Annotated in this window: 25 protein-coding genes and 1 tRNA gene; 8 read left to right on the top strand and 18 right to left on the bottom strand. The window is 69.0% G+C overall.

Going from position 1 to position 26,833, the window contains the following annotated elements; all coding sequences use genetic code 11:
- Nucleotides 1–7: 7 nt before the first annotated feature.
- From FDA94_RS14765 to FDA94_RS14745, 5 genes are all read right to left on the bottom strand, one after another.
- Nucleotides 8–901: a sulfotransferase family protein gene (locus FDA94_RS14765; protein WP_062440315.1), complete on the bottom strand. Its 894-nt coding sequence runs from the start codon at nucleotides 899–901 to the stop codon at nucleotides 8–10.
- Nucleotides 902–1,016: 115 nt separating this feature from the next.
- Nucleotides 1,017–2,261, bottom strand: coding sequence for a sulfate adenylyltransferase subunit CysN (gene cysN / locus FDA94_RS14760; RefSeq protein WP_137247627.1), 1,245 nt, complete (start codon nucleotides 2,259–2,261; stop codon nucleotides 1,017–1,019).
- Nucleotides 2,261–3,175 carry a sulfate adenylyltransferase subunit CysD gene (cysD, locus tag FDA94_RS14755; RefSeq protein WP_137247626.1) on the bottom strand — a complete coding sequence of 305 codons (915 nt, stop codon included), beginning with the start codon at nucleotides 3,173–3,175 and terminating at the stop codon, nucleotides 2,261–2,263. The genes cysN and cysD overlap by 1 nt, the downstream gene beginning before the upstream one ends.
- Before the next feature lie 17 nt (nucleotides 3,176–3,192).
- Nucleotides 3,193–3,948 (bottom strand): 3'(2'),5'-bisphosphate nucleotidase CysQ, encoded by a 756-nt coding sequence (locus FDA94_RS14750; protein WP_170990936.1) that lies wholly within the window; start codon nucleotides 3,946–3,948, stop codon nucleotides 3,193–3,195.
- A gap of 6 nt (nucleotides 3,949–3,954) precedes the next feature.
- Nucleotides 3,955–5,343, bottom strand: coding sequence for a sugar transferase (locus tag FDA94_RS14745; protein WP_137247701.1), 1,389 nt, complete (start codon nucleotides 5,341–5,343; stop codon nucleotides 3,955–3,957).
- Between the two features lie 107 nt (nucleotides 5,344–5,450).
- Here FDA94_RS14745 and FDA94_RS14740 point away from each other — a divergent pair, with 107 nt between their 5' ends.
- Nucleotides 5,451–6,023, top strand: a complete 573-nt coding sequence (locus FDA94_RS14740; RefSeq protein ID WP_137247624.1) for a 3'-5' exonuclease family protein — start codon at nucleotides 5,451–5,453, stop codon at nucleotides 6,021–6,023.
- A gap of 3 nt (nucleotides 6,024–6,026) precedes the next feature.
- On the opposite strand, the gene FDA94_RS14735 is transcribed toward FDA94_RS14740, so the two are convergent.
- Nucleotides 6,027–6,398: a ClpX C4-type zinc finger protein gene (locus tag FDA94_RS14735; RefSeq protein WP_137247623.1), complete on the bottom strand. Its 372-nt coding sequence runs from the start codon at nucleotides 6,396–6,398 to the stop codon at nucleotides 6,027–6,029.
- Between the two features lie 43 nt (nucleotides 6,399–6,441).
- A complete protein-coding gene (locus FDA94_RS14730; protein WP_137247622.1) occupies nucleotides 6,442–7,626 on the bottom strand; it encodes an MFS transporter in 1,185 nt (394 codons plus the stop codon).
- A gap of 74 nt (nucleotides 7,627–7,700) precedes the next feature.
- Between FDA94_RS14730 and FDA94_RS14725 the strand changes: the two genes are divergently transcribed.
- Nucleotides 7,701–8,624, top strand: a complete 924-nt coding sequence (locus tag FDA94_RS14725) for a LysR family transcriptional regulator (RefSeq protein WP_137247621.1) — start codon at nucleotides 7,701–7,703, stop codon at nucleotides 8,622–8,624.
- Here FDA94_RS14725 and pth read toward each other — a convergent pair.
- The 6 genes from pth to FDA94_RS14695 all read right to left on the bottom strand — a co-directional run bounded on the left by pth (nucleotide 8,608) and on the right by FDA94_RS14695 (nucleotide 13,083).
- On the bottom strand, nucleotides 8,608–9,198 hold the full coding sequence (gene pth / locus FDA94_RS14720; protein WP_137247620.1) for an aminoacyl-tRNA hydrolase: 591 nt from the start codon (nucleotides 9,196–9,198) through the stop codon (nucleotides 8,608–8,610). The two genes, FDA94_RS14725 and pth, sit on opposite strands and share 17 nt — an antisense overlap.
- Nucleotides 9,199–9,264: 66 nt before the next feature.
- Nucleotides 9,265–9,897 (bottom strand): 50S ribosomal protein L25/general stress protein Ctc, encoded by a 633-nt coding sequence (locus FDA94_RS14715; protein WP_137247619.1) that lies wholly within the window; start codon nucleotides 9,895–9,897, stop codon nucleotides 9,265–9,267.
- Nucleotides 9,898–10,021: 124 nt separating this feature from the next.
- Nucleotides 10,022–10,339 (bottom strand): cupin domain-containing protein, encoded by a 318-nt coding sequence (locus tag FDA94_RS14710; RefSeq protein ID WP_137247618.1) that lies wholly within the window; start codon nucleotides 10,337–10,339, stop codon nucleotides 10,022–10,024.
- 96 nt (nucleotides 10,340–10,435) lie between these two features.
- On the bottom strand, nucleotides 10,436–11,413 hold the full coding sequence (locus FDA94_RS14705; RefSeq protein WP_062338888.1) for a ribose-phosphate diphosphokinase: 978 nt from the start codon (nucleotides 11,411–11,413) through the stop codon (nucleotides 10,436–10,438).
- A 65-nt stretch (nucleotides 11,414–11,478) separates the two neighbouring features.
- Nucleotides 11,479–12,912: a bifunctional UDP-N-acetylglucosamine diphosphorylase/glucosamine-1-phosphate N-acetyltransferase GlmU gene (glmU, locus tag FDA94_RS14700; RefSeq protein ID WP_137247617.1), complete on the bottom strand. Its 1,434-nt coding sequence runs from the start codon at nucleotides 12,910–12,912 to the stop codon at nucleotides 11,479–11,481.
- Nucleotides 12,913–13,007: 95 nt separating this feature from the next.
- Nucleotides 13,008–13,083, bottom strand: a tRNA-Gln gene (locus FDA94_RS14695).
- 234 nt (nucleotides 13,084–13,317) lie between these two features.
- Here FDA94_RS14695 and FDA94_RS14690 point away from each other — a divergent pair.
- From FDA94_RS14690 to FDA94_RS14675, 4 genes are all read left to right on the top strand, one after another.
- On the top strand, nucleotides 13,318–14,262 hold the full coding sequence (locus FDA94_RS14690) for an acyl-CoA desaturase (protein WP_137247616.1): 945 nt from the start codon (nucleotides 13,318–13,320) through the stop codon (nucleotides 14,260–14,262).
- Between the two features lie 66 nt (nucleotides 14,263–14,328).
- The gene (locus tag FDA94_RS14685) at nucleotides 14,329–15,174 is read left to right on the top strand and encodes a TetR/AcrR family transcriptional regulator (protein ID WP_246059895.1); all 846 of its coding nucleotides are present in this window, start codon (nucleotides 14,329–14,331) and stop codon (nucleotides 15,172–15,174) included.
- Nucleotides 15,175–15,237: 63 nt separating this feature from the next.
- The gene (locus FDA94_RS14680) at nucleotides 15,238–17,325 is read left to right on the top strand and encodes an RNA degradosome polyphosphate kinase (protein ID WP_137247615.1); all 2,088 of its coding nucleotides are present in this window, start codon (nucleotides 15,238–15,240) and stop codon (nucleotides 17,323–17,325) included.
- Nucleotides 17,322–18,173 carry an NUDIX hydrolase gene (locus tag FDA94_RS14675; protein WP_137247614.1) on the top strand — a complete coding sequence of 284 codons (852 nt, stop codon included), beginning with the start codon at nucleotides 17,322–17,324 and terminating at the stop codon, nucleotides 18,171–18,173. The genes FDA94_RS14680 and FDA94_RS14675 overlap by 4 nt, the downstream gene beginning before the upstream one ends.
- On the opposite strand, the gene FDA94_RS14670 is transcribed toward FDA94_RS14675, so the two are convergent.
- Both FDA94_RS14670 and FDA94_RS14665 read right to left on the bottom strand, forming a co-directional pair.
- Nucleotides 18,166–19,650 (bottom strand): CYTH and CHAD domain-containing protein, encoded by a 1,485-nt coding sequence (locus FDA94_RS14670; protein WP_246059893.1) that lies wholly within the window; start codon nucleotides 19,648–19,650, stop codon nucleotides 18,166–18,168. The genes FDA94_RS14675 and FDA94_RS14670 overlap by 8 nt on opposite strands.
- A 259-nt stretch (nucleotides 19,651–19,909) precedes the next feature.
- A complete protein-coding gene (locus FDA94_RS14665) occupies nucleotides 19,910–20,665 on the bottom strand; it encodes a trans-aconitate 2-methyltransferase (RefSeq protein ID WP_137247613.1) in 756 nt (251 codons plus the stop codon).
- 185 nt (nucleotides 20,666–20,850) lie between these two features.
- Between FDA94_RS14665 and FDA94_RS14660 the strand changes: the two genes are divergently transcribed.
- Both FDA94_RS14660 and FDA94_RS14655 read left to right on the top strand, forming a co-directional pair.
- Nucleotides 20,851–21,360, top strand: a complete 510-nt coding sequence (locus tag FDA94_RS14660) for a MarR family winged helix-turn-helix transcriptional regulator (protein ID WP_137247612.1) — start codon at nucleotides 20,851–20,853, stop codon at nucleotides 21,358–21,360.
- Between the two features lie 302 nt (nucleotides 21,361–21,662).
- Nucleotides 21,663–23,171 carry a trypsin-like serine peptidase gene (locus tag FDA94_RS14655; protein ID WP_137247611.1) on the top strand — a complete coding sequence of 503 codons (1,509 nt, stop codon included), beginning with the start codon at nucleotides 21,663–21,665 and terminating at the stop codon, nucleotides 23,169–23,171.
- 104 nt (nucleotides 23,172–23,275) lie between these two features.
- On the opposite strand, the gene FDA94_RS14650 is transcribed toward FDA94_RS14655, so the two are convergent.
- From FDA94_RS14650 to rsmA, 3 genes are read right to left on the bottom strand one after another with little or no spacing between them, the layout of a single operon-like run.
- Nucleotides 23,276–25,066 (bottom strand): ABC-F family ATP-binding cassette domain-containing protein, encoded by a 1,791-nt coding sequence (locus FDA94_RS14650; RefSeq protein ID WP_137247610.1) that lies wholly within the window; start codon nucleotides 25,064–25,066, stop codon nucleotides 23,276–23,278.
- Nucleotides 25,067–25,082: 16 nt separating this feature from the next.
- Nucleotides 25,083–25,946: a 4-(cytidine 5'-diphospho)-2-C-methyl-D-erythritol kinase gene (locus FDA94_RS14645; protein ID WP_137247698.1), complete on the bottom strand. Its 864-nt coding sequence runs from the start codon at nucleotides 25,944–25,946 to the stop codon at nucleotides 25,083–25,085.
- A 14-nt stretch (nucleotides 25,947–25,960) separates the two neighbouring features.
- Nucleotides 25,961–26,821, bottom strand: coding sequence for a 16S rRNA (adenine(1518)-N(6)/adenine(1519)-N(6))-dimethyltransferase RsmA (gene rsmA / locus FDA94_RS14640; protein ID WP_246059891.1), 861 nt, complete (start codon nucleotides 26,819–26,821; stop codon nucleotides 25,961–25,963).
- Nucleotides 26,822–26,833 lie beyond the last annotated feature (12 nt).

Genomic DNA, 26,833 nt, shown 5'->3' with positions numbered 1-26,833 from the left:
CGGGAGTTCAGTAATTGAGGCGGTAGCCGTACCAGAGAAGGAGGGGGAACGTCAGCGCCGTGACCGCCCAGCGATGAGGGAAGGGCAGGTCGGGGCGCCGGTCGCGGAAGCGCACGCGGCCCACGTGGAAACGCATCGGATTGCCCGAGACGGTGTGGGCGACGCCGAGCCGGGCGGTGCGGCCAGTGATGAAGGCGAGCGCCTCGTGGTCGGCGGGCAGCCCGAGCTTGCCGGCCAGCGCGCGCAGCGTGTCGGCCGGCTCCTCGACGAGGTCTTCGTAGTGGACCCGGACGATGGGCACGCCCTTGCCGCGCAGCACCTCGTAGGCGAGGTTCTGCACGAACCAGTGGACGGCGGTGCGCGCCGGCGACCACCGGGCCATCGGCCGGCCGTCTTCCGGCCGCGCGACCTTGCGCCGCCACGACGCGGCCACCGCGCGCGGATCGCGCACGACGTGGACGACGGTCAGGTCGAGGATGGCCGACAGGCAGTAGGCCAGCGAGGCGTGCTTGCTCGAGTCGATGACGACCTGGCCGCGTACGACCTCGGCCGCCGCCGCGTAGATGCGGTGATACGCGGCGACGTACTCGGTCAGCTGGGCCTCACGGCTGATCAGGCCCAGCACGAAGACCGGAACGCGGCGGGTGCGGTCGACCTTGTGGCGCAGTTCGAGCAGCCGGTCGGCCTTGGCCGGCCGCCAGCCCCCGAAGGCGCGGTCACCGACCTCGTGCCAGAACCGGCACTGCGCGAACGGCCGCCCGCAACCGCACGGCTCGTTGGCGCGCACCCCCCGGTGCCACAGATGGACGACCTCGCCGAGCGGCGCGACACCGGGAAGCTCCCCGAGAAGGCGCTCCAGCAGCGTCGTCCCGCTGCGCCCCAGCCCTCCAACAAAGATCATCGGCTGAGCGTCAGACACGTGCACGACCCCCGAAGTGGATACGGAACGTGCTGACGCTACAGCGGAGAGTAACTAAGCGTTCACCGAACGGCCAAGGATCTACCTAGGCCCGGGTTTAGAGGATCATGCCTGCACCGACGGTGCCGTTGGTGGCCTCGTCGATCAGGATGAATCCGCCGGTCTGCCGGTTTCGGGCGTAGTCGTCGACGAACAGCGGCTGGGTGATGCGCAGCGACACCCGGCCGATCTCGTTGAGCGACAGGCTCGTCGCGGTCTCGTCGCGGTGCAGGGTGTTGACGTCGAGCCGGTAGTGAAGGTCTTTCACCAGCGCGCGGGCGGTCCGGGTGGTGTGCTTGATGGTCAGCTTGGTGCGCGGGGTGAGCTTGGTCGTGTCGGCCATCCAGCAGATCATCGCCTCGATCTCCTGGGCGACCTGCGGCTGGTTGTTCGGCCGGCAGATCATGTCGCCGCGCGAGATGTCGATGTCGTCTTCGAGCCGGAGGGTCACCGACATGGGCGCGAACGCCTCGGTGACCGGGCCGTCGAAGGTGTCGATCGAGGCGATCTTCGTGGTCAGGCCGGAGGGCAGGTGCATGACATCGTCGCCCGGCTTCAGCACGCCGCCCGCGACCTGACCGGCGTAACCCCGGTAGTCGTGGAACTCGGTCTTGTGCGGGCGGATGACGTACTGCACCGGGAACCGCACGTCGACCAGGTTGCGGTCGGAGGCGATGTGGACGTGCTCCAGGTGGTGCAGCAGCGACGGGCCCTGGTACCAGGGCATGCTCTCGGACCGGGAGACCACGTTGTCGCCGTGGAGGGCGGAGATCGGGATGAAGGTCAGGTCGCTCGCGTTCAGCTTGGACGCGAACTGGGTGAACTCCTCACGGATCTCCTCGAACCGCTCCTCGGAGTAGTCGACCAGGTCCATCTTGTTGACCGCGAGCACCAGGTGGGGCACCCGCAGCAGCGTCGTCAGGAACGCGTGACGGCGCGACTGCTCCAGCACGCCCTTGCGCGCGTCGATCAGGATGATCGCCAGGTCGGCGGTCGAGGCGCCGGTCACCATGTTCCGGGTGTACTGAATGTGGCCCGGGGTGTCGGCGATGATGAACTTCCGCTTCGGCGTGGCGAAGTAGCGGTAGGCCACGTCGATCGTGATGCCCTGCTCGCGCTCGGCGCGCAGGCCGTCGGTCAGCAGCGACAGGTCGGTGTATTCGGTGCCCCGGTCGCGGCTGGTGCGCTCGACCGCTTCGAGCTGGTCTTCGAAGATCGCCTTGGAGTCGAACAGGAGGCGCCCGATCAGGGTGGACTTCCCGTCGTCGACACTGCCCGCCGTCGCGAAACGAAGGATGTCCATTAGAAGTAGCCTTCCTTCTTGCGGTCCTCCATGGCGGCCTCGGACGCGCGGTCGTCGGCGCGGGTCGCGCCGCGCTCGGTGATCCGGGTGGCCGCGATCTCGGCGATGATCTCGTCGACCGTCGCGGCGCTCGACGAGACGGCGCCGGTGCAGGTCATGTCGCCGACCGTGCGATAACGCACCATCGACTCGAACAGCGGCTCGTCGTCGCCGCGCTGCACCACGTCGGCGTCGGGCAGCAACATGCCGTCGCGCTCGAAGACGCGGCGGGTGTGCGCGAAGTAGATCGACGGGATCTCGATGCCCTCGCGGCGGATGTAGTCCCACACGTCGAGCTCGGTCCAGTTCGACAGCGGGAAGACCCGGATGTGCTCACCCTTGCGGATCTTCGCGTTGTAGAGGTTCCAGAGCTCGGGTCGCTGGTTCTTCGGGTCCCACTGGCCGAAGTCGTCGCGGAAGGAGAACACCCGCTCCTTGGCGCGGGCCTTCTCCTCGTCGCGGCGCGCTCCGCCGAACACGGCGTCGAACTCGTGCTCCTCGATCGCGTCGAGGAGGGTGGTGGTCTGGAGCCGGTTGCGCGAGGCGCGCCGCCCGGTCTCCTCGACCACGCGGCCGGCGTCGATCGAGTCCTGTACGGACGCCACCACCAGCCGCGCTCCGAGCTCGGCCGACCGCCGGTCGCGGTAGTCGATCACCTCGGGGAAGTTGTGGCCCGTGTCGACGTGCATGAGCGGGAACGGGATCGGCGCCGGCCAGAAGGCCTTCTCCGCGATGCGCAGCATGACGATCGAGTCCTTGCCGCCGGAGAAGAGCAGACAGGGCCGCTCGAATTCGGCCGCGACCTCACGCATGATGTGGATCGCCTCGGCTTCGAGGACGTCAAGCTGTGACGTCGTGTAGTCATGCTGAAGCAAAACGGTTCCTTATCGAGTTACTGGTGAAGATCACGGATCCCGGCGAGCAGGGTCGGCGCCAAGTCCGGTAGGGAAACAAGGATATCCGGCAACGAGGGGTCGGCCTGGTTGTAGATCAGTTCCGACCCGTCGATCCGGCTCGCGTGGGCTCCGGCCGCCAGCGCGACGGCCACCGGAGCGGCCGAATCCCACTCGTACTGCCCGCCCGCGTGGACGTAGGCCTCGACCTGACCGGTCAGCACGGCGGCGATCTTCGCGCCGGCGCTGCCGATGGGGACGAGGTCGGCCCCGACCAGGTAGGCGAGCTTCTGCACGAACTCGGGCGGGCGGGTGCGGGAGACCGCGATCCGCGGGCGCTGGCCGTTGCCGGCCGGCAGCTTCGGCGGGTTGGCGGTGGTCAGCGTGGCGCCCTGGGCCGGGAGCGCGATCGCCCCGGCGGCGAGTCTGCCGTCTTCCCACAGCGCCACGTGGACGGCCCAGTCGGTGCGGCCGGCCTCGGAGAACTCGCGGGTGCCGTCGAGCGGGTCGACGATCCAGACCCGGTTGGCCGACAGCCGCGCCGGGTTGGTGCGCTCGCCCTCCTCGGACAGGATGTGGTCGCTCGGGCGCAGCCGTTCGAGCGATTCGACGAGGAATTCGTGCGACGAGCGGTCGCCGGCGTCTTTGAGCGCCTTGGCGTCGTCGAACCCGTATTGGGCGCGCAGGCGGAGCAGTTTCTCACCCGCCTCCATCGCGAGGTCTCCGGCGAGCGAGTGATCGTCTCTGATCGTCATCACTGGTTAGTAGGCTCCCGATCCGCGTGCCACGGCCGACCACGTCTTCCACATGATCTGGAGGTCGAGGGTGAGTGACCAGTTTTCCATGTAGCGCAGGTCCAACCGTACCGCTTCCTCCCACGACAGATCCGATCGGCCGCTGACCTGCCACAAGCCGGTCATGCCGGGTCTGACGAGAAGTCTTCTCCGGACGTCGTCGCCGTAGCGCGCGACCTCCTCGGGCAGCGGCGGACGGGGTCCGACGAGGGACATGTCGCCCTTGACCACGTTCACGAGCTGGGGCAGCTCGTCGAGCGAGTGGCGGCGCAGGAAGGCGCCGACGCGGGTGACGCGGGGATCGTGCTTGATCTTGAACAGGACGCCGTCGATGTCGCTGGCCAGCTCGACCTTGCGGCTCTCGGCGTCGACGCCCATCGTGCGGAACTTGACGATGGTGAACGTGCGGCCGTCTTTGCCGACCCGGGTCTGCCGGAAGAAGGCCGGCCCCTGGCTGGTCACCCGCACGGCGACCGCGATGACCAGGAACAGCGGCGAGACCGCCAGCAGGCCCAGCCCCGCGACGACGCGGTCGAAGACGTTCTTGACGAGCCGCCGCCCGCCGGCGAGTTCGGGGTGCTCGACGTGCAGCAGCGGCATCCCCGCCACCGGCCTGATCGTCGTACGCGGCCCCGCGACCTCCATCAGCGCCGGCGCCACCACCAGATCGGTCCGCGACTTCTCCAGCCGCCACGCGAGCCGCCGCAGCGCCGAGCCGTCGAGCTCGGGACAGGCGAGCACCGCGACCGTGTCGGCCTGGGCCTGCGCCACCACGAGAGGAACGTCGGAGAACCCGCCCAGGACGGGCACGCCCACCTCTTCGGCGCAGTCGCCGTCGGGGAGGCAGGCCCCGACGATGTGCATGCCGTGGTAGCGCTCCTTCTGCAGCAGCCGCACGAGGTCGGCGACCGACCCCTGGTGGCCCACCGCGATGACCCGGCGCATGCACTGAAGCTTGGTCCGCTTACGGTGCAGTCTGCGCCGCAGCGCATATCGGGCGAGCAGCGTTAAAACGGTCATCAGTGGTAACGCGATGATAACGTAACCCCGTGCGACGTCGATCTTGGTCACGTACGCCACCACGGCGACGGCGGCGGTCAGCATCACCCCGGCCCGCGCCACCCGCCGGAACTCCTCCGACCCGACCCCCGCGAAGCGCGGCTCGTAGGCCCGGCTCAGCCCGATGACGACGACCCACAGCAGCGGCAACGCCGCGCTTGACAGTGCGTAAGGCTCGACGTAGGGAGTAACCTCACCGAACCGGACGACGACCGCCAGACCACCGGCGAGAAGGGCGCACAGAATGTCGGAGACGATCACCGTGGCCCGATATCGCGCCGCCCACCCGGGACCCATGCGCTTCACGGCCGTTCTCGGCCGGTCGACGACTGTCACCCACAAGCCCCCTTTACCGAACGTTTAACAACCGCAGGAATGCTAGCGCCAGCTCCTGGGAGAATTCAGTGAAAGCCGAGACGTACATTTCCGTCGACATCGAGGCGGATGGCCCCATTCCCGGCCCATATTCCATGGTGAGTTTCGGGATGACGGTCGCGGGCCGGCGGCTCGGGCGTGAGTTCACCCGGCACGATCCGACCCTGACCACCTTTTACGCGGAACTGCGGCCGATCAGCGACGAATTCGTGCCATCGGCGCTGGAGGTCAGCGGCCTCGACCGTGACCTGCTGCTCCGTGAGGGCCGCGACCCCAGAGAGGCGATGAGGTCGGCGGCGGCGTGGGTGCGAAAGGTATGCGACGGGACGACTCCGGTGTTAGTCGCGTTTCCATTGTCGTTCGACTGGATGTGGATGTACTGGTACTTCATCAATTTCGCCGGCGATTCACCGTTCGGGCATTCGAGGGCGCTCGACATCAAGACCCTGTATGCCGCGAAAGCGGGTGTTCCCCTCACTTGGTCGTCGAAACGACAGATGCCGAAAGAGCTACGTTCCACGCATCCGCACTCACATCACGCCCTCGACGACGCGATAGAACAGGCAGACCTGTTCCAGAACATCATGGAATGGAAGGGGTGAAACTCACTCCTCGCCGGAGAAGCGCTCCCAGGCCGACTGGCGGGTGATGCCGAGGGACTCGCCGATCTTCGTCCAGGTGACGCCCCTGCGGCGCAGTTCGCGCACCCAGGCGACCAGGTCGGCCTCGGTGGCGTCGATGTGGGCGGCGACGCGCGGAATGTGGCCGAGCATCTCGTCGTCGGACAGGGAGCTCCACATGGGGAGCTTCGGCTTCGGCTCGCCCTCTTCTGCCAGGGCGGCGCTCTGCTCGATGACCATGACGGCCAGGCCGACGCACTGGTCGCAGATGTAGACGCCCGGACCGGCGACGATCCGCTCGACCTCGGTGTCGGCCTTGCCGCAGAAGGAACACCGGATACGCGCTTCCACCGTCATGGGACGCTCCTCTTCGTCAGGGATACCCTGACAAATTAGTGCGTCAGGGCTTCCCTGACAACCCGGTCAGAAGGATCAGCACCCCGGCCGCCGCGACGGCCTCCCGGGGACCGACGACGGCGGCCAGCAGGCCCCAGAGCGCGGTCAGCGCCGCGACGGCGAGGCTGCCGGTGACCGACCAGGCGGTCAGGGTGCGGGCCACCCGGTCGGGGGCGATCCGCTCCAGCCGGTACGTCGCCAGCACCGGCGCGAACACCGCGCAGCAGAACACCAGCCCGAACTGGACGACGATCACCAGCACGATCCCGGGCACGCCCGGCTGCACGAACGCCAGCCACACGGGCCAGCACGTCCGAAGCAGGCCCGCCACGCGCAGCACCCGGCTCTGGCCGAACCGGGCCACGAGCCGCCGCGCCAGCCGCGCCCCGGCCAGGCCGCCCAGGCACGGGAGGGCGAAGACCAGCCCGTACTGCCACGGGGTGAAGCCGAGCCGGTCGAGCAGCAGGACGGCCAGCAGCGGTTCGGTGGCCAGCAGCAGGCCGTTGAACAGGACCGTGGTGCAGAACAGCCGCCGCAGCGCCCGGTGCGCCAGGATCTCGCGCCACCCGTCGAGCAGGTCGGCGGGCCGAAGCCGTCCCGGGCGCGGCGCCGGAGGCGGCTCGCCGCCGCCGGCCGCCCGGACGCACAGCGCCGACACCAGATAGCTGACCGCGTCGGCCAGCACCGTCACCACCGGGCCGAACACCCCGATCGCGGCCCCGCCGAGCGGCGGGCCGACCACGCTGGCCGACCACATCGTCGACTCCAGCCGCCCATTGGCGACGAGCAGGTCCGGCGGGGAGAGCAGCCCCTTCAGGTAGGCCCCGGCGGCGGCGTTGAAGGCGATCTTCGCCGCCGCGGCGACCACCGAGACGACGACGAGCTGGGCGAAGCTCAGCCACCCGGCCATGTACGCGACGGGCACGCTCGCGAGGGCCGCGAACCTGACCAGGTCCGCCGCGACCATCACCTGCCGCTTGACCCGGAACTCCACCCACGGCCCGAGCGGCACCGCGACCACCGCCCCCACGGCCAGCCCGGCGGCCGACAGTGCCGACACCTGCGCCGGCCCGACGTCGAGCACGAGCACCGCGATCAGCGGAAACGCCCCGAACCCCAGCCACGTGCCATACGCGCTCACCGCGTACGCCGCCCACACCCACCCGAACCGCCGATCCACGACGGTCATCCAATCGGCCGCCGCCGATCCCCTCAAACAACCATCGGTCCGGCGGGCACAACGCGGAGTTGTAGCCTGCGGTGGTGGATCTGGACGTCGTGCGCAGTTTCGTTGCCGTCGTCGACGCGGGCCGGTTCCAAGACGCCGCCGACGACCTGTCGATCACGCAGCAGGCCGTGTCCAAGCGCATCGCCACGCTGGAGCGCGGCCTCGGGGTGCGGTTGTTCACCCGAACCGCCACGGGGGCGCGGCTCACCGCCGACGGGCAGGCCTTCCTGCCGCACGCCCGCGAGCTGCTCAGGGTGGAGGAACGGGCGCTCGCCAGCGTCCGGCCCGGCCGCCGGGCGCTGCGGGTCGACGTGATCGGGCGGCGGCTCGCGCCCGCCTCGGTGCTGGGCGGGTTCCACCGCGCGCGTCCGGAGGTCGAGCTCGACGTCGTGACCCTCTTCGACGCGGGCGCGGCCGTCGAGGCGCTCACCTCGGGCTCGATCGACGCGTCGTTCCGCGCCGTCGACCGGTCGCGGCTCTCGGGTGACATCGGGGCGGTCAGGGTGTTCGACGAGCCCGTGCAACTGCTCACCGGGCCGGGCCATCCGCTGGCCGACGCGCCGTCGGTCACCCCGGCCGACCTGGCGGGGCACCGGATCTGGATGCCCGGCATCGTGGCCGGGACCGAGTGGGCCGCCTACTACGACGCGCTGGGCACAGCGTTCGGGCTCGGCATCGAGGTCACCGGGCCCGGCTTCGGCACCGAGCCGCTGCTCGACACGCTCGCCGGGTCGCCGTCGCTGGCGACCTTCGTGGGCGAGCGGACCCGGCTGGTCTGGCCTTCCGAGCAGGGGTTGCGTCGCATATCCGTACAGGATCCGACCCCGGTCTACCCCCACTCGCTGATCTGGCGGCGCGGCAACCCGCACGCCGCGCTCGCCGACCTGCGCGACCATCTGGGCAGGGTCCGGCCCGGAGCCGGCACGTGGACCCCCGAATGGGCTAGCGCGGCGGCTTGACCGGGTTGAGGTCGGCGGCGTGGAACTTGTTCTGCGTCGGTTCGAGCCCGTCGACCATCAGCGACTCGACCATGTCGGCCGCCCGGTCGACCAGGAACGGCAGGTCTTTGCGCTCGGCGGTGGCGAAGTCCTTCAGCACGTAGACGGCCGTGTCCATGCGCCCCGGAGGCCGCCCGATCCCGAACCGCAGCCGCAGGTATTCGGCGGTCAGCGCCTTCGTGATCGACTTCAGCCCGTTGTGCCCGTTGTCGCCGCCGCCCTTCTTGGCGCGCAGCGCGCCATAGGGCACGTCGAGTTCGTCGTGGACGACGATGAGGTTCAGCCCGGTCTTGTAGAAGTCGGCGAGGGCCTTCACCGGCCCGCCCGACAGGTTCATGTACGTCATGGGCTTAGCCAGCACCACCGGCACCCCGGCCAGCCGCCCTTCGAGCACCTCCGCGCGTGAGCGGTGGGCCTTGAACCGCCCGCCGACCCGCGCGGCCAGTTCGTCGGCCACCATGAAGCCCGCGTTGTGCCGGTTCCCGGCGTACTCGGGCCCGGGATTGCCCAGCCCGGCGATCAGCCAGCGGTCCACTGCATGTCTCCTCACACGGAAAGGTCCCCCACAGGGTCTCCCTGTGGGGGACCTTACAGAAACGCCTTACTCGGCGGCGGCAGCCGGCTCGCCCTCGGCGGCCTCGTCGCCGGCCTCGGCGGCGGGCGCCTCGGCAGCGGCCTCGCCCTCCTCGGGCAGGTCGGCGGTGGGCGCGGCGATGACGTGCAGCACCAGCGTGTCGGGCTCGACCGCGAGGGTGGTGCCCTTCGGCAGGTCGAGGTCACCCGCGGTGACGGTGAAGCCGACGTCCTTGCCGTCGACGTCGATCTCGACACCGGTCGGCAGGCTGGTGGCCTCGGCCTCGACCGAGATCTGCACGAGCTGCTGGTCGAGGATGGCGCCGTTGACGACGTCGCCGGAGACGGTCACCGGCATCTCGATGGTGACCTTCTCGCCCCGGCGAACCAGGATCAGGTCGACGTGCTCCAGGAAGCCCTTGATCGGGTCACGCTGCACGCCCTTGGGCAGAGCGAGCTCGTTGACCGCGCCCTCGATGCGGATGAGGACGTTGGGCGTGCGGAGCGCGAGGAGCAGGTCGTGGCCGGGCATCGTGAGGTGACGCGGCTCGGTGCCGTGCCCGTAGAGGACGACGGGCACCTGGTTGGCGCGGCGGATCTTGCGAGCGGCGCCCTTGCCGAACTGGTCACGCAGCTCGGAAGCGATCTTGACTTCGGACACGACGATCTCCTAGGGATCTCGATTCGGATTTAGCGCCACCCCTCACCCGCCCTAGCGGAAGGCGTTACAGGCACTCTCTCCAGCCTAGTGCAAGGCCCGACCCGCCCCGACCCGGTGGCCTGGGTCAGATTCCGGTGACCGTGGTCAGAAGCACAACGGAGTCTTCCACTGCTCTCAGGCTGTGGCGGTGGTGCGGGATCGGGATCAGCGCGCCGCTGTGGTGCGTGGTTCCGTTGAGGACGACTGATCCGGTCAGGACATGAAGGCTCGCGGCCGGCGGCGCGTCATGCTCGGCCAGTTCGGAGGTGGCCGTCAGGGCGATCAGCGTTTGACGCAGCGGGCCGTCGTGGAGCACCAAGTGGGCGTTGCGCCCGTGGGCCGAGCTTCGTGCTTTCTCCAAACACTCGCCCGCGCTGGCCATGAGGTCGACATCGGAGTTCATTCCGTGGCCGTTCCCCAGCCGGGGTCAACGACACCGACTTTCCGGCTGAAGGCTCCCCGGCACGGCACCGGGGAGCGAGGAAGCCCGCGCCCTCGACTACGAGTCGCCCTCGAACAGGCTCGTCACCGAGCCGTCGGTGAACACCTCGGTGATGGCCCTGGCGATCAGCGGCGCGATCGACAGCACCGTCAGCTTGTCGAAGCGCTGCTCCTCCGAGATCGGCAGCGTGTTCGTCACGATGACCTCGGAGATCGCCGAGTTCTTCAGCCGATCGACGGCCGGGTCGGAGAACACCGCATGGGTCGCGGCCACGATCACGTTCGTCGCCCCGTGGTCGTACAGCGCGTCGGCCGCCTTGCAGATCGAGCCGCCCGTGTCGATCATGTCGTCGATCAGCACGCAGGTCCGGCCGCGCACCTTGCCCACGACCTCGTTCACCTTCACCTGGTTCGCCACGTCGAGGTCGCGCCGCTTGTGGATGAAGGCCACCGGCGTGCCGAGGGCGTCGGACCACCGCTCGGCGAGCCGCACACGCCCGGTGTCGGGCGAGACGATGGTCGTCGTCGCCGGGTCGATCTTGTCGCGCAGGTAGTCGATCAAGATCGGCATGGCGAACAGGTGGTCGACCGGGCCGTCGAAGAAGCCCTGGATCTGCGAGGTGTGCAGGTCGATCGACATCAGCCGGTCGGCGCCGGCCTGCTTGAACAGGTCGGCCATCAGCCGCGCCGTGATGGGCTCGCGTCCCCGGCCCTTCTTGTCCTGCCGGGCGTACCCGAAGAAGGGCATGATGACGGTCACCCGTTTGGCCGAGGCCCGCTTCAGGGCGTCCACCATGATCAGTTGTTCCATGATCCACTGGTTGATCGGAGCCGTGTGGCTCTGGATCACGAACGCGTCGCAGCCCCGGACCGATTCGAGGTAGCGGACGTAGATCTCTCCGTTGGCGAAGTCACGCAGGGAGGTCGGGGTGATCTCCACCCCCAGGTTGCGCGCGACCTCCTCGGCAAGCTGTGGGTATGCCCGGCCCGAGAAGAACATCAGGTTCTTCTGGCCCATGGTCTGGATCCCGCTCATGCGACTTGCTCCTCCTGGCCCCGGGGAAACCGAGTGATACGCGGGTCTACCCGCGCCTTGAACTGTTATGAACCTTCTTCGAGGGCCCGCTGGGCCGCCTCGGCCGACTTGGTGCCGGACCTGCGGCGGATCACCCAGCCCTCGACGTTGCGCTGACGGCCGCGTGCCACGGCCATCGCGCCGGGGGGGACGTCGTTGACGATCACCGAGCCGGCGGCCGTGTAGGCGCCTTCGCCGATCGTCAGCGGCGCGACGAGCATGGTGTCGCTGCCCACGCGGGCATGGTCGCCCACGGTGGTGTGGTGCTTGTCGACGCCGTCGTAGTTGACGAAGACGGTCGCGGCGCCGATGTTGGCGCCCTCGCCGATCGTCGCGTCGCCGACGTAGCTCAGATGGGGCACCTTGGAGCCGGTGCCGATGACGGCGTTCTTGGTCTCGACGTAGGTTCCGATCTTGCCCTTCGCGCCCAGCCGCGTTCCCGGGCGCAGGTAGGCGAAGGGGCCCACCGACGCTCCGGGGCCGATCTCGGCCGAGTCGCAGACGGCGTTGCGGACCACGGCGTCCGCGCCGACGACGGTGTCGGTCAGAGTGGAGGCCGGGCCGACCTCGGCGCCCGCGCCCACGGACGATGATCCGTGGAGCTGGGTGCCGGGGTGGATGACGGCGTCGGCTTCCAGCCTGACATCGGCGTCGATCCAGGTCGAGGCCGGGTCGACGATCGTCACTCCGTTGATCATGTGATCGTGGAGGATGCGGTCGTTGAGGACCCGGCGGACGAACGCGAGCTGGGCCTTGTTGTTGACGCCCTCGACCTCGACGTGGTCGGCGGCGACGTGGGCGCCGACGCGGTGGCCCTCCTCGCGGAGGATCGACAGCACGTCGGTCAGGTATTCCTCGCCCTGGGAGTTGGCGGTCGACACGCGCTTGACGGCATCTGCCAGGAGGGCGCCGTCGAAGGCGTAGACGCCGGAGTTCATCTCGTCGATGGCCAGCTGTTCGGACGTGGCGTCCTTGTGCTCGACGATCGCGAGGACCGCGCCGTCGTCGCCGCGGACGATGCGGCCGTAGCCGGTCGGGTCGGGCACGTGGGCCGTCAGCACGGTGACCGCGTTGCCGTCGGCGGAGTGCCGGTCGAGCAGCCCGGCCAGCGTCGATCCGCGCAGGAGGGGCGTGTCGCCGTACACGACCAGGACCGTTCCCTCGATCACGCCGACGTTCTCGAGCACCATCCGGACGGCGTGGCCGGTGCCGTTCTGCTGTTCCTGGACGACCGGAGTCACCTCGGGGAAAGCGGCCGACAGATGGGCCGCGACCTGCTCCCGGGCGTGCCCCACCACCACGATCAGCCGCTCGGGCTCAAGCTCCCGGGAGGCGTGCAGCATGTGGCCGACGAGTGTGCGGCCGCAGACCTCGTGAAGGACCTTGGGGGTGGCGGACTTCATCCGGGTGCCCTCGCCGGCGGCGAGGACGATGACGGCGGCCGGGCGCGGCGCACTCACTGTGGGAGCTCCCTCGGATCCGCGAACGAAACGGTCAGCTGACGGATGCCGCACGGTCACCCGCTCGACAAGGTGAGCTTACCTGAGACGCAATTTGGTTCCGGCGCCTGGACTCGAACCAGGACAAACCAACTCCAAAGGTTGGCGGGCTGCCAATTACCCAACGCCGGATCGCCACCAAGCTTACCGGGCACACCCACGGAAAGGATGGTGGTTAAGCGTCACTTCCGGAACGTGCCACGCCATAGCAGACCAGGGGCTTTGTCGGCAAGACAGTTTCGCGCCATGAGATGGCCGCCCACGATACACCTTCTCCCCATTCTCGACTTAGGACTTCCTAACTTACGATGGCGTAGGTTACGGTGGCGTAACCGGCACTACCTACCACAGATCGTGAGGTACTTCATGACCGTAGTCTCGGAGCGCCCGGGGCCCAAGCAGCCCAAACCTGACATGGACCCCGAGAGGAAGACCACTCCCGAGATCATCACGTTCGGCGCCGTGGTGGGCCTGCCCCTGGTGGCGCTGGCGCTCGCGGTGCCGGTGGCATGGGCCTGGGGCTGGCTGAGCTGGGTCGACGTCATCATCGCGTTCGTCTTCTACATGTTCACCGGGCTCGGTGTGACGGTGGGCCTGCACCGCTACTTCACCCACGGCTCCTTCAAGGCCAAGCGGCCGCTGAAGATCGCCCTGGGCGTCGCGGGCAGCATGTCGCTGGAGATGTCGGTGCTCGACTGGGTCGCCACCCACCGCAAGCACCACAAGTTCTCCGACAAGGACGGCGACCCCCACTCTCCGTGGCGCTTCGGCACCTCGTTCTGGGCGGTCACCAAGGGCCTCATGTACGCCCACATGGGCTGGCTCTTCGAAGCAGAGCGCGCCAACCGCGAGAAGTACGCTCCCGACCTGGTCAAGGACCCGGACATCGTGAAGTTCCACAAGATGTTCCCGGTGCTGGCCATCACCTCGCTGGCGCTGCCGGCCATCCTGGGCGGGCTGATCACCTGGTCGTGGCAGGGAGCCGCGACGGCCTTCTTCTGGGGCACCCTGGTCCGCATCGGCCTGCTCCACCACGTCACCTGGGCGATCAACTCGATCTGCCACGTCTTCGGCGACGAGGCCTTCGAGTCGCGCGACAAGTCCCGCAACGTCTGGTGGCTGGCGCTGCCCTCGTTCGGCGAGTCGTGGCACAACCTGCACCACTCCGACCCGACCTGCGCGCGCCACGGCGTACTGAAAGGTCAGGTCGATCTCAGCGCCGGTCTGATCAAGATCTTCGAGCGCTTCGGCTGGGCCTATGACGTGCGGTGGCCCAACCCCGAACGGCTGGCGGCGAAGCGCATTGCCTAATCCATACCGAGGGCCGTGTGAGGGCGTGCTTGTGCCGTCACTCTCACGGCCCGCCATTATGGTGCCGTGACCGAATCCAGATCCCGCAGGCGAATGACGGGCGCGGAACGGCGCGAGCAGCTGATCCAGATCGGTCGCTCCCTCTTCGCGGAGAAGGGCTTCGACGGCACTTCGGTGGAGGAGATCGCCGCACACGCCAGCGTGTCGAAGCCCGTGGTGTACGAGCACTTCGGCGGCAAGGAGGGCATCTACGCGGTGGTCATCGACCGCGAGATGCAGCGCCTGCTCGTCCTCGTCACCCAGGCCCTGTCGGCGACCCACGCGCGGGTGAAGCTGGAGCGGGCCGCCCTGGCGCTGCTCCAGTACATCGAGGAGAGCAGCGAGGGCTTCCGGATCCTGGTCCGCGACTCCCACGCCGCCTCCGGCACCGGCACCTTCGCCAGCCTGATCAGCGACATCGCCAGCCAGGTCGAAGACGTGCTGGCCGACGAGTTCGCCGGCCGGGGCTACGACCCCAAGACCGCGCCCATGTACGCCCAGATGCTCGTCGGCATGGTCGCCCTCACCGGCCAGTGGTGGCTCGACGTGCGCAAGCCCAGCCGTGAGGCGGTCGCCGCCCACCTGGTGAACCTGTGCTGGAACGGGCTGAGCGACCTCGACCCGGCCCCGGCGCTGACCAACGCGTCGCGGGGGCTGGTGCTCGCACCGCCCCTGCCGCTCGAACCTCGCATGGACCCCAAAGAGCTCAGCCGTCAGCGCAAGGAGCAGGAGAGACTCTGGCGCGAGGCCGAGAAGCAGCGCGAGCGCGAGGCCAAAGAGGCCGAAAAGCTCCGCCGGGAGCAGGAGAAGGTCCGCGCCCGCGAGGCGAGAGAGAACGAGAAGCTCGCACGTGCCCGCGAGAGCGACGCCTGAGACTGGCGATTTCGTTGCGGGGAAGTTAACACGTCGTTCAACAAACTCGGGCATATTCAGGACATGTCCGCCGAAATTTCCGTGCCCATCTCCCCGGAGGAGCTCCCCCTCCCTCACGAGCGATTCCTCAACCGAGAGGAGAGCTGGCTCCAGTTCAACGAACGTGTGCTCGAACTCGCCGAGGACCCCAAGCTCCCCCTGCTCGAACGGGTGCGGTTCCTGGCGATCTTCGCGAGCAACCTGGACGAGTTCTTCATGGTGCGGGTCGCGGGCCTGAAACGGCGGATGGCCACCGGACTCCTGCTCAGGGCGCAGAGCGGGCTCAAGCCGAGCGACGAGTTGGAGCGCATCAACGGGATCGCCAACGTCCTGGTGCAGCGCCACTCGGCCCTGTTCCACAAGACGATCGTGCCCGAACTGGTGGCCGAGGGCATCGAGATCGTCCGTTGGGCCGACCTCGGGCGCGACGAGCGCACGGTCATGCGGAAGCTGTTCCGGGAGCGGATCCGGCCGGTGCTGACGCCGCTGGCCGTCGACCCGGCCCACCCCTTTCCCAACATCTCGGGGTTGTCGCTGAACCTGGCGGTCACTGTCCGCAACCCCGTCAACGGCAACACGGTGTTCGCGCGGGTGAAGGTGCCCCCGCAGCTGCCCCGGTTCGTGAAGGTGTCCAAAGACCGGTTCGTGCCCCTTGAGGACGTCATCGCGGCCCACCTCGGCCAGCTGTTCAAGGGCATGGAGATCGTCCAGAACCATGTCTTCCGGGTCACCCGCAACGAGGACCTCGACGTCGACGAGGACGTCACCGAGAACCTGATGCAGGCCCTGGAGCGCGAACTGCGCCGCCGCCGGTTCGGCTCGCCGGTCCGCATCGAGGTCGAGGACACGATCACGCCCGAGGTGCTCGACCTGCTGGTCGAGGAGCTGGGCGTACACGACCACGAGATCTACCGGGTGCCCGGCCCGCTCGACCTGTCGGGGCTGCACACGATCGCCGACCTCGGGCCGACCCACAACCGGGGCGAGCTCAGCTACCGGCCGTTCGTGCCGGCCGAGGTGATCCACGCCGACGACGACATCTTCGCGATGCTGCGGGAGAAGGACATCCTGCTGCACCACCCCTACGACAGCTTCTCCACCAGCGTGCAGCGGTTCATCGAGCACGCCGCGGCCGACCCGCAGGTGCTGGCGATCAAGCAGACGCTCTACCGGACCAGCGGCAACTCCCCGATCGTGGACGCCCTCATCGACGCCGCCGAGGCGGGCAAGCAGGTCGTCGTGGTGGTCGAGATCAAGGCCAGGTTCGACGAGCACGCCAACATCTCGTGGGCCAGGAAACTGGAGAAGGCCGGCTGCCACGTCGTCTACGGCGTGCTCGGCCTGAAGACCCACTGCAAGCTGGCCCTGGTGGTGCGCCAGGAACAGAACGGCGAACTGCGCCGCTACTGCCACATCGGCACCGGCAACTACAACCCGAAGACCGCCCGCATGTACGAGGACTTCGGCCTCCTCACCGCCGACCCGCTCGTCGGCGAGGACGTCACCGACCTGTTCATGCACCTCACGGGCTACTCCAACCACTCGGCGTACCGGCGGCTGCTGGTGGCGCCCCACTCGCTGCGGCACGGCCTGCTGGCCCGCATCGACCGGGAGATCGCCCACCACAAGGCGGGCCGCGCGGCCCGGATCCGGATGAAGACCAACTCGCTCGTCGACGAACCCGTGATCGACGCGCTCTACCGGGCCTCGCAGGCGGGCGTGCCGATCGACCTGTGGGTCCGCGGCATCTGCACCCTCCGGCCGGGCGTACCGGGTTTGTCGGAGACGATCAGGGTCAGAAGCCTTCTCGGGCGCTTCCTGGAGCACTCCCGCATCTACGAGTTCGGCGGCGGACGGCGGCCCGAGATGTGGATCGGCAGCGCCGACCTGATGCGACGCAACCTCGACCGAAGGGTGGAGGCCCTGGTGAAGGTGACCGGAGCACAGCACCGGTCGTACATCGCCGACTTGCTCGACCGCGCGTTCTCCGACGGGACGGACACATGGTGGCTCACCTCAGATGGCCGTTGGCTTCGCCAAAATGGCGGCGCCGATCTGCAGCAACATCTCATCGGCACGCGACGCTGGCGGACCGTGGACGACGGCAAATGACCGACGTGATCCACGCCGCCGGCGCCGTGATCTGGCGCGGCGACGAGGCCTCCCCCGAGGTCGCGCTCGTGCACCGGCCCAAGTACGACGACTGGTCGTTCCCCAAGGGCAAGCTCAAGTCGGGCGAGCACGTCATCGCCGGGGCGCTGCGCGAGGTCCGGGAGGAGACCGGCCTGTCGGTCGTCCTGGGCCGCTCGCTGCCGCCCGTCCACTATCTGAAGGACGGCCGGCTCAAGCGGGTCGACTACTGGGCCGCGCGGGTCAGCGGCGAAAGCGACCTGACGGCGGTCGACGAGGTCGACGAGGTCGTCTGGATGCCCCTCTCCGAGGCCCGCGACCGGCTCACCTACGAGTGGGACGCGGGCCTGCTGCGGGCGCTGACGGCGGCCCCGCTGGTGACGGTGCCGCTGATCCTGGTCAGGCACGGCCTGGCGGGCAGCCGCTCGGAGTGGAAGGGCCACGACGACCGGCGCCCGCTCGACGCCGACGGCCTCGCCCAGGCCGAAGCGGTCGCCGCGGCCCTGACGGCGTACGCCCCGCGGAGCCTGGTCAGCTCGCCCAGCCGCCGGTGCACCCAGACCCTCAAGCCCTACGCCACCGCCTCGGGCCTGTCGATCCGCAAGGAGAAGCTGCTCTCCGAGGGCGGCTACGACCCGAAGGACACCCTCCGGCTGGTCCGCAAGCTGACCGAACCGGCGGCGGTCTGCAGCCACGGCAAGGTCCTCCCCGACCTGCTGGGCGCCCTCTGCGAGGGTCGGATCGGCGACACCCACCTGAGAAAGGGCGGGTTCGCCGTCCTCCACCACGCCGAGGGCGAACTGGTCAGCGTCGACCGCTACGTCACGTGAGCTTGTTCCACAGCTTCGGGAAGCGGTCGCGGGCGCGTTCGGCGGCGGCGCGCTCCAGGCCGGCCAGCACGCCGTAGGTGAAGGTGTCCTCGCCGGCCTCGCGGGCCTTGGCGGCCTCCTTCTCCAGGGTCTCCTGGGCGACCACGCCGTCCTGGTAGGTGCCCAGGGCCTCCTGGATCGCCTCGGCGCGGGCCGCCTCGTCGTCCATGCCGGCCGCCTCGGCGGTGTAGCGGGCGCGCTTGGCCGCCTTGCGCACGTCGTGCATGGCGATCTCGCGCTCGTGCGGGTCGTCGATGGCCTGGGCGGTCGCGTGCTTCCTGTGGACCCGCTTCCACTCCTTCGCCACGATCTTGGCCAGCTCGGGGCCGGCCTCGCGGGTCGCCCTGCCGGTGAAGACGTAGGGCTCGTCGAGCGCGTCGAGCAGCGCGAAGTAGCGCTCCCCGTTCATGGCCTCGCGGGCCCGCTCGTAGCCCTCCTGCTCCTGGAGCTTCAGGTCGTCGAGCAGCCGGGCCCGGACCGGACCGACGATCAGGTGGTCGTCGAGCCCGTCGAGCTCCTTGCCGAACCGGGCCTGGATGACCTCCAGGTCGCGCACCTCGCCGAGCACCTCGCCGAGCCAGCGCAGCTCCTCCTGGAGCGCGTCCGACTCGGTCACGATCGAGGAGAAGGCCTTGTAGGCGCTGCGCATCCGCCGGCACGCCACGCGCGCCTTGTGGACGGCGTCCTCCTCCTGCCGCCGCACCCGGCCGTCCTGCGCGATCAGCGCGTCGGTCTGGCTCCGCAGGTAGGCGAAGACCGCGGCGCCGACCGTCCCCTCGGCAGGCGACTTCGGCAGTTTCCTTACGGCTTCGCCCAGCAGCCGCCCCAATTTGTTGGCGGAGCCACCTGTGGCGGCCCCCGCCTTGATCACGCGCTTGCCCACCCGCTTCAGCAGCGCCTCGTCACCCTTGACGAGCTCGACCTCGACCTCCCGCCACCGCTCGACGCGCGGCGGTTCGCCGTAGACGGTCCCCTTGACGCGGTCGTCGGCGACCTCGGCGAGCACCTGCTCGTCGCCGTCGAGCAGCCGCGTCACCGACCGCTTCGTGGCCAGCTCGGCGACCGGCACGAGCGCGTGACCACGCGTGTAGACGAGCACCTGGGCGGCCAGCTCGGGCGGCACGATCTTGGCGCTGCGGGTGAGCGGCAGCTGGATCTCCTGCCGCACCCCGGCGGCCTTCGGCAGCTTCAGATGCCAGCCGGAGTCGTCGCCGCCGCGCCGCCGCCGCAGGGTGATGCCCCGGGTGGCGAGCCGCAGATCGGGGGTGTCGAAGTAGACGGCCACGAGCTGGTGCGATTTGGGCCCGGAGACCGCTTCGACGCCTTTGACGCCGAGCAGATCCGGCACCACGAACTCGTCTGGGACATCGAACTTGTCCTCGATCTCGATCGCCACCAGCACCTCCAGGTAAACGGGATACGGCCGAATTGCGGCCATGATGCCACCTGAAGGTGAACAAATCGCCTATCGAGACGTGGGCTGGAGAAGTTCTAAACGATTCCCCACCGATATATGGCCGCGCCTGCGGCGCGGCGGTCCTCGCGCTCTCATCCGACGCCTTCCCTCCTCCGCTCTGGTCGCTGCGCTCCCGGCGCTCCGTCAGTCCAGGCGTCGGCGCGCTGCGGCGGTGCCAATTTGGGGAGTATGCGAGTTTGCGATTTTGCAGTGGACGGCGCGATTGATCACCGGGGGGTGATCAATTGTGAGCCACGGTGAAAATGCGGCGGAACTCGAACGGGGTGCCGTAGTCGCGGCGGGGATAGGCCTCGGCGAGGGCCCGGCCGGCGTCGGCGAGGAAGCGCTCGCGACGCGCCGGGTCGAGGCGGGTCAGCATGGGCCGCAGCGCCGTGCCGGTGACCCAGCGGAGCACCGCGTCGTCGCCCTGCAGGACGTGGATGTAGGTGGTCTCCCAGGCGTCGACGGTCAGGCCCTGCCCCGCCAGCAGCTCCAGGTACTCCCCGGCCGAGTCGACCGGGTCGCGCCAGGCGAGGTCGGCCAGCTCGGCGGCCCATTCGGCGCTCTGGCACAGCTCCCTGACGACCTGGTGGCTGGGCGCGGCGAAGTTGCCCGGCACCTGGAAGGCCAGCCAGCCGCCCGGGTTCAGCTCCCGGGCCCAGCGCACGAGCAGGTCCCGGTGCTCGGGCACCCACTGGAGCAGCGCGTTCGACACGATCACGTCGACCGGCTCGGCCGCCCGCCAGTCGCGCACGTCGGCGACCTCGAAGGTGGCGCCCTCAGGAGCTTTGGCGATCATCTCGGGTGAGGAGTCGACCCCGTGAATCCGGGCGCCGGGCCAGCGGGCGGCCAGCGACACGGTCAGGTCACCGGTGCCGCACCCGAGGTCGACGACGTAGCGGGGGTCTTCGGCCCTGATCCGCCCGGTGAGCTCGTAGAAGGGCCTGGACCGCTCATCGGCGTACCGCCCGTAGACAGCAGGATCCCACCGTGTCATGGCCGCGCCTCCGGCACGGCGGTCCTCGCGCTCATATCCGACGCCTTCCCTCCTCCGCTCTGGTCGCTGCGCTCCCGGCGCTCCGTCAGTCCAGGCCTCGGCGCGCTGCGGCATTTCTCTCGACATAGAGATACTTGATATCAAGAGAGATGTCTTGACGTCAAGAAAAGCTAGACTCGTCATCCATGAGCTCAGCCGAGGATGAAGTCGACCGGCTCGTCGCGGCCTGGCGGCAGGAGCGCCCCGATCTCGACGTGACGCCTCTCCAGGTGCTGAGCCGCGTGTCGCGGCTGAGCCGCCATCTGGAGCGGGCCAGGCGGGCCGCCTTCGCCGAGCACGGGCTGGAGCCCTGGGAGTTCGACGTCCTCACGGCGCTGCGCCGGGCCGGCTCCCCTTACGAGATGAGCCCGGGGGCGCTGCTGCGGGCCACTCTGGTGACGTCCGGGACCATGACCAACCGCATCGACCGGCTGGCCGCCGCGGGGTTCGTCACCCGCAACCCCGATCCCGACGACCGGCGTGGCGTGCTGGTGCGGCTGACCGCCAAGGGGCTCGAACGCGTCGACTCGGCCTTCGCCGACCTGCTCAGGCGGGAGCAGGAACTACTCGCGGCCCTCGGCCGGCAGCAGCAGCAAGATCTCTCCGGGCTCCTGCGGACCCTTCTCGTGCCGTTCGACACCAGCGACTCCGCGTAGTCGTGGCGGACTAAGACGGGGTTAACCCTCGATCTGGTTCCCCTCAGAGCGGTGTGATTTACGTCACACGCCCGAGCTGGATCGATCCATGGGGTGACCGATCGACATGCCCCACGATCAGCGGAAATAACGGAATCTTCACAGGAACCCCACAGGTTTACAGCAAGTTTCCACACCCCAGCCGCCCCGGGCAGTTGGTCTTTTTGCTTTCACACCCTCTTTCCGTCTTATAGCTTCTTGAACGTTCCTTTCCTGACGCATGGGGCGCAAGTGACGTCCCACGACAGACCTGGGAGTTCCACATGAAGCGCACGCTCATTCTGGGCGGTCTGAGCGCGGGGCTGCTTGCCTCCGCGGTCGTGGCCGCTCCGGCGCAGGCTGCTGGCGACGTCGCCTCCGACAGCCTGGCCAACACCAACCTTGCCGCCCAGCAGGTCGCGGCCTTCTGGTACGGCGAGGCGAAGGCCAACCTGATCGGCGCCACGCCTTACGACGTCGAGACTCAGGTTGTCGGCAAGCACGTGTCGACCGGTGGCCCCACCGCCGACACGAAGCCCGGCATCGTCCCGGCCATTGGTGACGAGAAGAAGACCACCAGCGTCTCGAAGAACGTCAACCTGCCCAAGACCTCGGGCAAGGTGTTCTTCATCGGCGCCGACGGCCAGCCGCACTGGTGCACCGGCACCTCGCTCCAGAGCAGCTACAAGAACCTCGTCGCCACCGCTGGACACTGCGTCTACGACACGGCGTCCAACAAGGCCACCCTCGACAAGTGGGTCTTCATCCCCGGTTACTACCAGGGCAAGACCCCGTGGGGCATCTACGTCGGCAAGCAGGCCTTCACGCACTACGACTTCGACGTCTACGAGGACGGCGACCGCAACTACGCGTTCGTGAACGTGTACAACGGTGTGCTCCCCGTCGCCGGCGGCACCGACGTCGACTGGGTCTCCAAGCCTTACCCCACCAAGGCCCTGGCCGAGAAGGCCAAGGCTGAGCTGGAGGCGAAGAAGGAGACCGGCTACTCCAAGCTCGAGATCATCGAGTACATCGACCACTGGAAGATCGTTCCGGTCGGCTCGCCGGAGAGCAAGAAGGTCGAAGTCAGCCACTGGAAGTTCAAGAACGTCCCCGGCCAGAACGACGACCCGAAGACCACCACCTTCGTGTCGGGCCTCGGCGTCAACGAGACGTTCATCAGCCAGGCCGAGTTCCGCTCGCCTCCTGGCACCCAGAACGACGGTGACTCGTACTGGCTGAACGACGGCAAGACCTTCGTCTACTCGAAGCAGATCAACGGTTCGTGGAAGTACATCAAGCGGACCTTCTGGATCAACTACGACCTGGACTACAAGGTCAAGGGCATCGTTCTGTCCATCGGCCTCAAGGACGTCGGTCGCCTCGGTGACAACGTCGGTGGCCAGGGTCTGGCGTACAACCAGAAGGTCGGCCAGTCGGTCTACGTCTTCGGTTACCCGAGCGGCAAGCACCCGGACGGCAACCACGCCTTCACCGGCCACACCCTGAAGTGGACCTACGGCAAGACGTTCGCGGCCAAGGCCTCGGACATCAAGGCTGAGGAGATCATCGGGGTCAAGTCGTCCTTCACGGGCGAGGGCTCGCTGGGCTCGTCGTGGCTGTCGCAGTACAAGAGCGCCCGTCGCCTCGGCTACCTGAACGGTGTGACGATCGGTGTCGCTGACACCGACAAGAACAACCGTTACGACACCTCGGTTTCCCCGTACTTCGACGGTGAGACCTACGGCGTCTACAAGGTGGCGGCGGCTCTCTGGTCCGGCAAGATCGTCTGATCTTCCACCACGTAGTGCTGAGATGACTCGGTTGGTGCCCCAAGTCATCTGAAGCTAAAGAAGGAGCCCGGTCGGCCAACCGGGCTCCTTCTCATGTGTCGGGCCTACTCGCCGATGCGCTCCGCGAGCTCCATCCACTCGAGCTCGGTGGCCTCCTTCTGGGCCCCGAGGTCGCGCAGCTCGGCGTCGAGCTTCCCGAGCTTCTCGAAGTCGCTGGCCGCCTCGGCCATCTGGGCGTGGACCTTGGCCTCACGCTCCGACAGCTTGTCGAGCTGCCGCTCCAGCCGGCTCAGCTCCTTCTGCAGCTCCCGCAGCTCCTTCTGGGAGACCTTCTTCTCGGCCGGGGTCTCCACGGCCGCCACGGGCTCCGCAGAGGCCGCGCGGGCCGAGACCGCGGTTCCGGCCGCGCGGCGCTCCAGGTATTCGTCGACCCCGCCGGGCAGCATCGACAGCCGGCCGTCGCCCAGCAGCGCGACCGTGCGGTCGGAGACCCGCTCCAGGAAGTAGCGGTCGTGGCTGACCACGACGAGGGTGCCGGGCCAGCCGTCGAGCAGGTCTTCGAGCTCGGTCAGCGTCTCGATGTCGAGGTCGTTGGTCGGCTCGTCGAGCAGCAGGACGTTGGGTTCGTCCATGATGAGCCGCAGCAGCTGGAGCCGCCGCCGCTCGCCGCCCGACAGGTCGCCGACCACCTTCCACTGCGCCTCGCCCTTGAAGCCGAGGCGTTCGAGCAGCTGGGAGGCGGTCCATTCTTTCTTGCCGACGGTGATGTACTTGCGGATCTCCTCGACCGTCTCCAGCACGCGCCGGGTCGGGTCGAGCTCGGCGAGCTCCTGCGACAGGTGGGCCAGCTTGACCGTGCGGCCCTGGACCAGCTTCCCCTCGTCGGGCGTGACCGTGCCGGACAGCAGGCGCAGCACGGTCGACTTGCCCGAGCCGTTGACGCCGATCAGGCCGATGCGGTCGCCGGGGCCGAACTGCCACGTGCAGTGGTCGAGCACGAGCGGGCCCGTGTTCGGGCCACCGGCGTGGAGGGTGACGTTCTCCAGGTCGTACACGGTCTTGCCGAGGCGCGCGGTCGCGAACCTGAGCAGTTCGACGGTCTCGCGGGCCGGCGGCACGTCGGCGATCAGCGCCTCCGCGGCGTTGATGCGGAACTTCGGCTTGGACGTGCGGGCGGGCGGGCCGCGCCGCAGCCAGGCGATCTCCTTCCGCATGAGGTTCTGCCGCCGGTCTTCGGCCGCCTGGGCGATGCGCGCCCGTTCGGCCTTGGCCAGCACGAAGGCGGCGTAACCGCCCTCGTAGCGTTCGACGCCGCCGTCGATGACCTCCCAGGTGCGGGTCGAGACGGCGTCGAGGAACCAGCGGTCGTGGGTGACGACGAGGAGGGCCGACTTGCGCGCCGACAGATGGCCGGCGAGCCAGGCGATGGCCTCGATGTCGAGATGGTTGGTGGGCTCGTCGAGCACGATCAGGTCGTGGTCGCCGATGAGCAGCTTGGCCAGGGCCGTGCGGCGGCGTTCGCCGCCGGACAGGGCGCCCGCGTGGGCCGACAGGTCGAGGTCGCCGAGCAGGTTGGCGAGGATCTCGCGGACCTGCGCGTCGCCGGCCCACTCGTGTTCGGCCTTCTCGCCGAGCACGATGTCGCGGATCGGCGCGTCGGGATCGAAGAGGTCGCGCTGGGCGAGCACCCCGACGCGCAGGTTGCGCGTATGGGTCACCCGCCCGCTGTCGGGGGTGAGCTCACCGGCGATGATCGAGACGAGGGTGGTCTTGCCGCCACCGTTGCGCCCGACGACACCGATGCGCTCGCCCGCTTCGACCCCGAGCGACACCCCGGTGAGCAGCGCCTTCGGGCCGAAGGCATGGGAGACGGATTCGAGATTGACCAGATTCATCGCCCGCCAAGCCTATCTAGACGATCGCGGCTCCCGGCACCGGTCCGGAGGCCACGACGGCCTCACGGCAGCTGGTGAGCGAGACGGCGAGTTCCCGCGCGTGCATCTCGTCGGCGGCCAGGAACGCGCAGGTCGGCCCGGAGCCCGACACGAGCGCGCCGAGAGCGCCCAGTTCGCGGCCCTCGTCGAGGGTGCGGTGGAGGGAGCGGCGCAGCATGATGGCGGCGGGCTGCAGGTCGTTGACGAGCGCGGCCCCGAGGGCCGCAGCGTCGCCGTCGGCCAGGGCCCTGGCCAGCGGGCCGCTCAGGCTCGGCCAGGCAGCCTGCTCGCCGGTGGCCTCCCTGATGCGGTCGCACTCGCCGTAGACCTGCGGCGTCGACAGGCCGCCGTCGGCCAGCGCGAACACCCAGTGGAAGGTGCCCGCGGCCACCATCGGCCTCAGGACCTCGCCCTTGCCGGTGCCGACGGCGGTGCCGCCCAGCAGCGCGAACGGCACGTCGCTGCCGAGGGCGCCGCCGATCTCCATCAGCTCCTCGCGCGTCTTCCCGAGGTTCCACAGCGCGTCGCACGCGACGAGCGCGGCGGCGGCGTCGGCGCTGCCGCCGGCCATGCCGCCCGCGATCGGGATGGTCTTCTTGATCTCCAGCCGCACGCCCCGGCCCGGCGCGAGCGCGTGGGCGGCCCTGGCGGCCAGGTTGTCGGCCCCGAGCGGCACGTCGGCGTGGTCGCAGACGATCTCGACCCGGTCTGACTCCGATGCGGTGACCTCGTCGTACAGGGAAACCGCTTGGAAGACGTTGACGAGGTCGTGGAAGCCGTCGTCGCGGAGCGGGCCGACGGAGAGCTGAAGATTGACCTTGGCGGGCACACGCACGGTAATCACGTGACGGGAGCCTAGCGGCGGTGTTCGGCGATCCGGGCGAAGTCGGCCACGTCGAGCTGTTCGCCCCGGGCCTGCGGGTCGACCCCCGCCTTCACGAGCGCCTCCTCGGCCAGCGCCGGGGAGCCCGCCCAGCCCGCCAGTGCGGCGCGCAGGGTCTTGCGCCGCTGGGCGAACGCGGCGTCGATCGCGGCGAACACCTCTTGTCTGGTGGCGGTGGTGGCCGGAGGCTCACGACGTACGAGAGAGACCAGGCCCGAGTCGACGTTGGGGGCCGGCCAGAAGACGTTGCGCCCGACGGGGCCCGCGCGGCGGACGTCGGCGTACCAGGCGGCCTTGACCGACGGCACCCCGTAGACGCGGGAGCCGGGCCGGGCGGCCAGCCGGTCGGCGACCTCCGCCTGCACCATCACCAGGCCCCGGCGCAGCTCGGGCAGGATCTGCAGCAGGTGCAGGACGACCGGGACCGACACGTTGTAGGGCAGGTTGGCGACCAGCGCGGTCGGCCGGGCCGGCAGGTCATCCGGAGTGATGCGCAAGGCGTCGGCCTGGACGACCCGCAGCCTGTCGGCGTAGTCAGGAAGCATGACCGTGACCGTCTCGGGGAGCTGCCGCGCCAGCACCGGATCGATCTCGACGGCGACGACCTCGGCGACCTCCGACAGCAGCGCCAGCGTCAGCGACCCGAGCCCCGGCCCGACCTCGATGACGACGTCGTCGGGCGACACCTCGGCGACTCTGACGATCTTGCGGACGGTGCCGCCGTCGATCACGAAGTTCTGCCCGAGCTTCTTGGTGGGCCGGATGTTCAACTTCTCCGCAAGCGTGCGCACCTCAACGGGCCCGAGCAGACTCATGCAACCAGTGTCGGGCATCCGAACGCGTCG

The sequence above is a fragment of the Herbidospora galbida genome (genome assembly GCF_005233835.1).
Classification (GTDB): domain Bacteria; phylum Actinomycetota; class Actinomycetes; order Streptosporangiales; family Streptosporangiaceae; genus Herbidospora; species Herbidospora galbida.
The sequence above is the reverse complement of the archived record's forward strand: the minus strand, read 5'-3'. Positions and strand labels throughout refer to the sequence as shown.

What these genes read in the sequence shown, in the direction of transcription:
- FDA94_RS14765 (WP_062440315.1), bottom strand. Translation starts at nt 901, where the DNA reads ATGATCTTTGTTGGAGGGCTGGGGCGCAGCGGGACGACGCTGCTGGAG.
- cysN (WP_137247627.1), bottom strand. Translation starts at nt 2,261, where the DNA reads ATGGACATCCTTCGTTTCGCGACGGCGGGCAGTGTCGACGACGGGAAG.
- FDA94_RS14750 (WP_170990936.1), bottom strand. Translation starts at nt 3,948, where the DNA reads ATGACGATCAGAGACGATCACTCGCTCGCCGGAGACCTCGCGATGGAG.
- FDA94_RS14745 (WP_137247701.1), bottom strand. Translation starts at nt 5,343, where the DNA reads ATGGGTCCCGGGTGGGCGGCGCGATATCGGGCCACGGTGATCGTCTCC.
- FDA94_RS14735 (WP_137247623.1), bottom strand. Translation starts at nt 6,398, where the DNA reads ATGACGGTGGAAGCGCGTATCCGGTGTTCCTTCTGCGGCAAGGCCGAC.
- FDA94_RS14730 (WP_137247622.1), bottom strand. Translation starts at nt 7,626, where the DNA reads ATGACCGTCGTGGATCGGCGGTTCGGGTGGGTGTGGGCGGCGTACGCG.
- FDA94_RS14710 (WP_137247618.1), bottom strand. Translation starts at nt 10,339, where the DNA reads ATGAACTCCGATGTCGACCTCATGGCCAGCGCGGGCGAGTGTTTGGAG.
- FDA94_RS14705 (WP_062338888.1), bottom strand. Translation starts at nt 11,413, where the DNA reads ATGAGCGGGATCCAGACCATGGGCCAGAAGAACCTGATGTTCTTCTCG.
- FDA94_RS14690 (WP_137247616.1), top strand. Translation starts at nt 13,318, where the DNA reads ATGACCGTAGTCTCGGAGCGCCCGGGGCCCAAGCAGCCCAAACCTGAC.
- FDA94_RS14680 (WP_137247615.1), top strand. Translation starts at nt 15,238, where the DNA reads ATGTCCGCCGAAATTTCCGTGCCCATCTCCCCGGAGGAGCTCCCCCTC.
- FDA94_RS14675 (WP_137247614.1), top strand. Translation starts at nt 17,322, where the DNA reads ATGACCGACGTGATCCACGCCGCCGGCGCCGTGATCTGGCGCGGCGAC.
- FDA94_RS14670 (WP_246059893.1), bottom strand. Translation starts at nt 19,650, where the DNA reads ATGGCCGCAATTCGGCCGTATCCCGTTTACCTGGAGGTGCTGGTGGCG.
- FDA94_RS14665 (WP_137247613.1), bottom strand. Translation starts at nt 20,665, where the DNA reads ATGACACGGTGGGATCCTGCTGTCTACGGGCGGTACGCCGATGAGCGG.
- FDA94_RS14660 (WP_137247612.1), top strand. Translation starts at nt 20,851, where the DNA reads ATGAGCTCAGCCGAGGATGAAGTCGACCGGCTCGTCGCGGCCTGGCGG.
- FDA94_RS14655 (WP_137247611.1), top strand. Translation starts at nt 21,663, where the DNA reads ATGAAGCGCACGCTCATTCTGGGCGGTCTGAGCGCGGGGCTGCTTGCC.
- FDA94_RS14650 (WP_137247610.1), bottom strand. Translation starts at nt 25,066, where the DNA reads ATGAATCTGGTCAATCTCGAATCCGTCTCCCATGCCTTCGGCCCGAAG.
- rsmA (WP_246059891.1), bottom strand. Translation starts at nt 26,821, where the DNA reads ATGCCCGACACTGGTTGCATGAGTCTGCTCGGGCCCGTTGAGGTGCGC.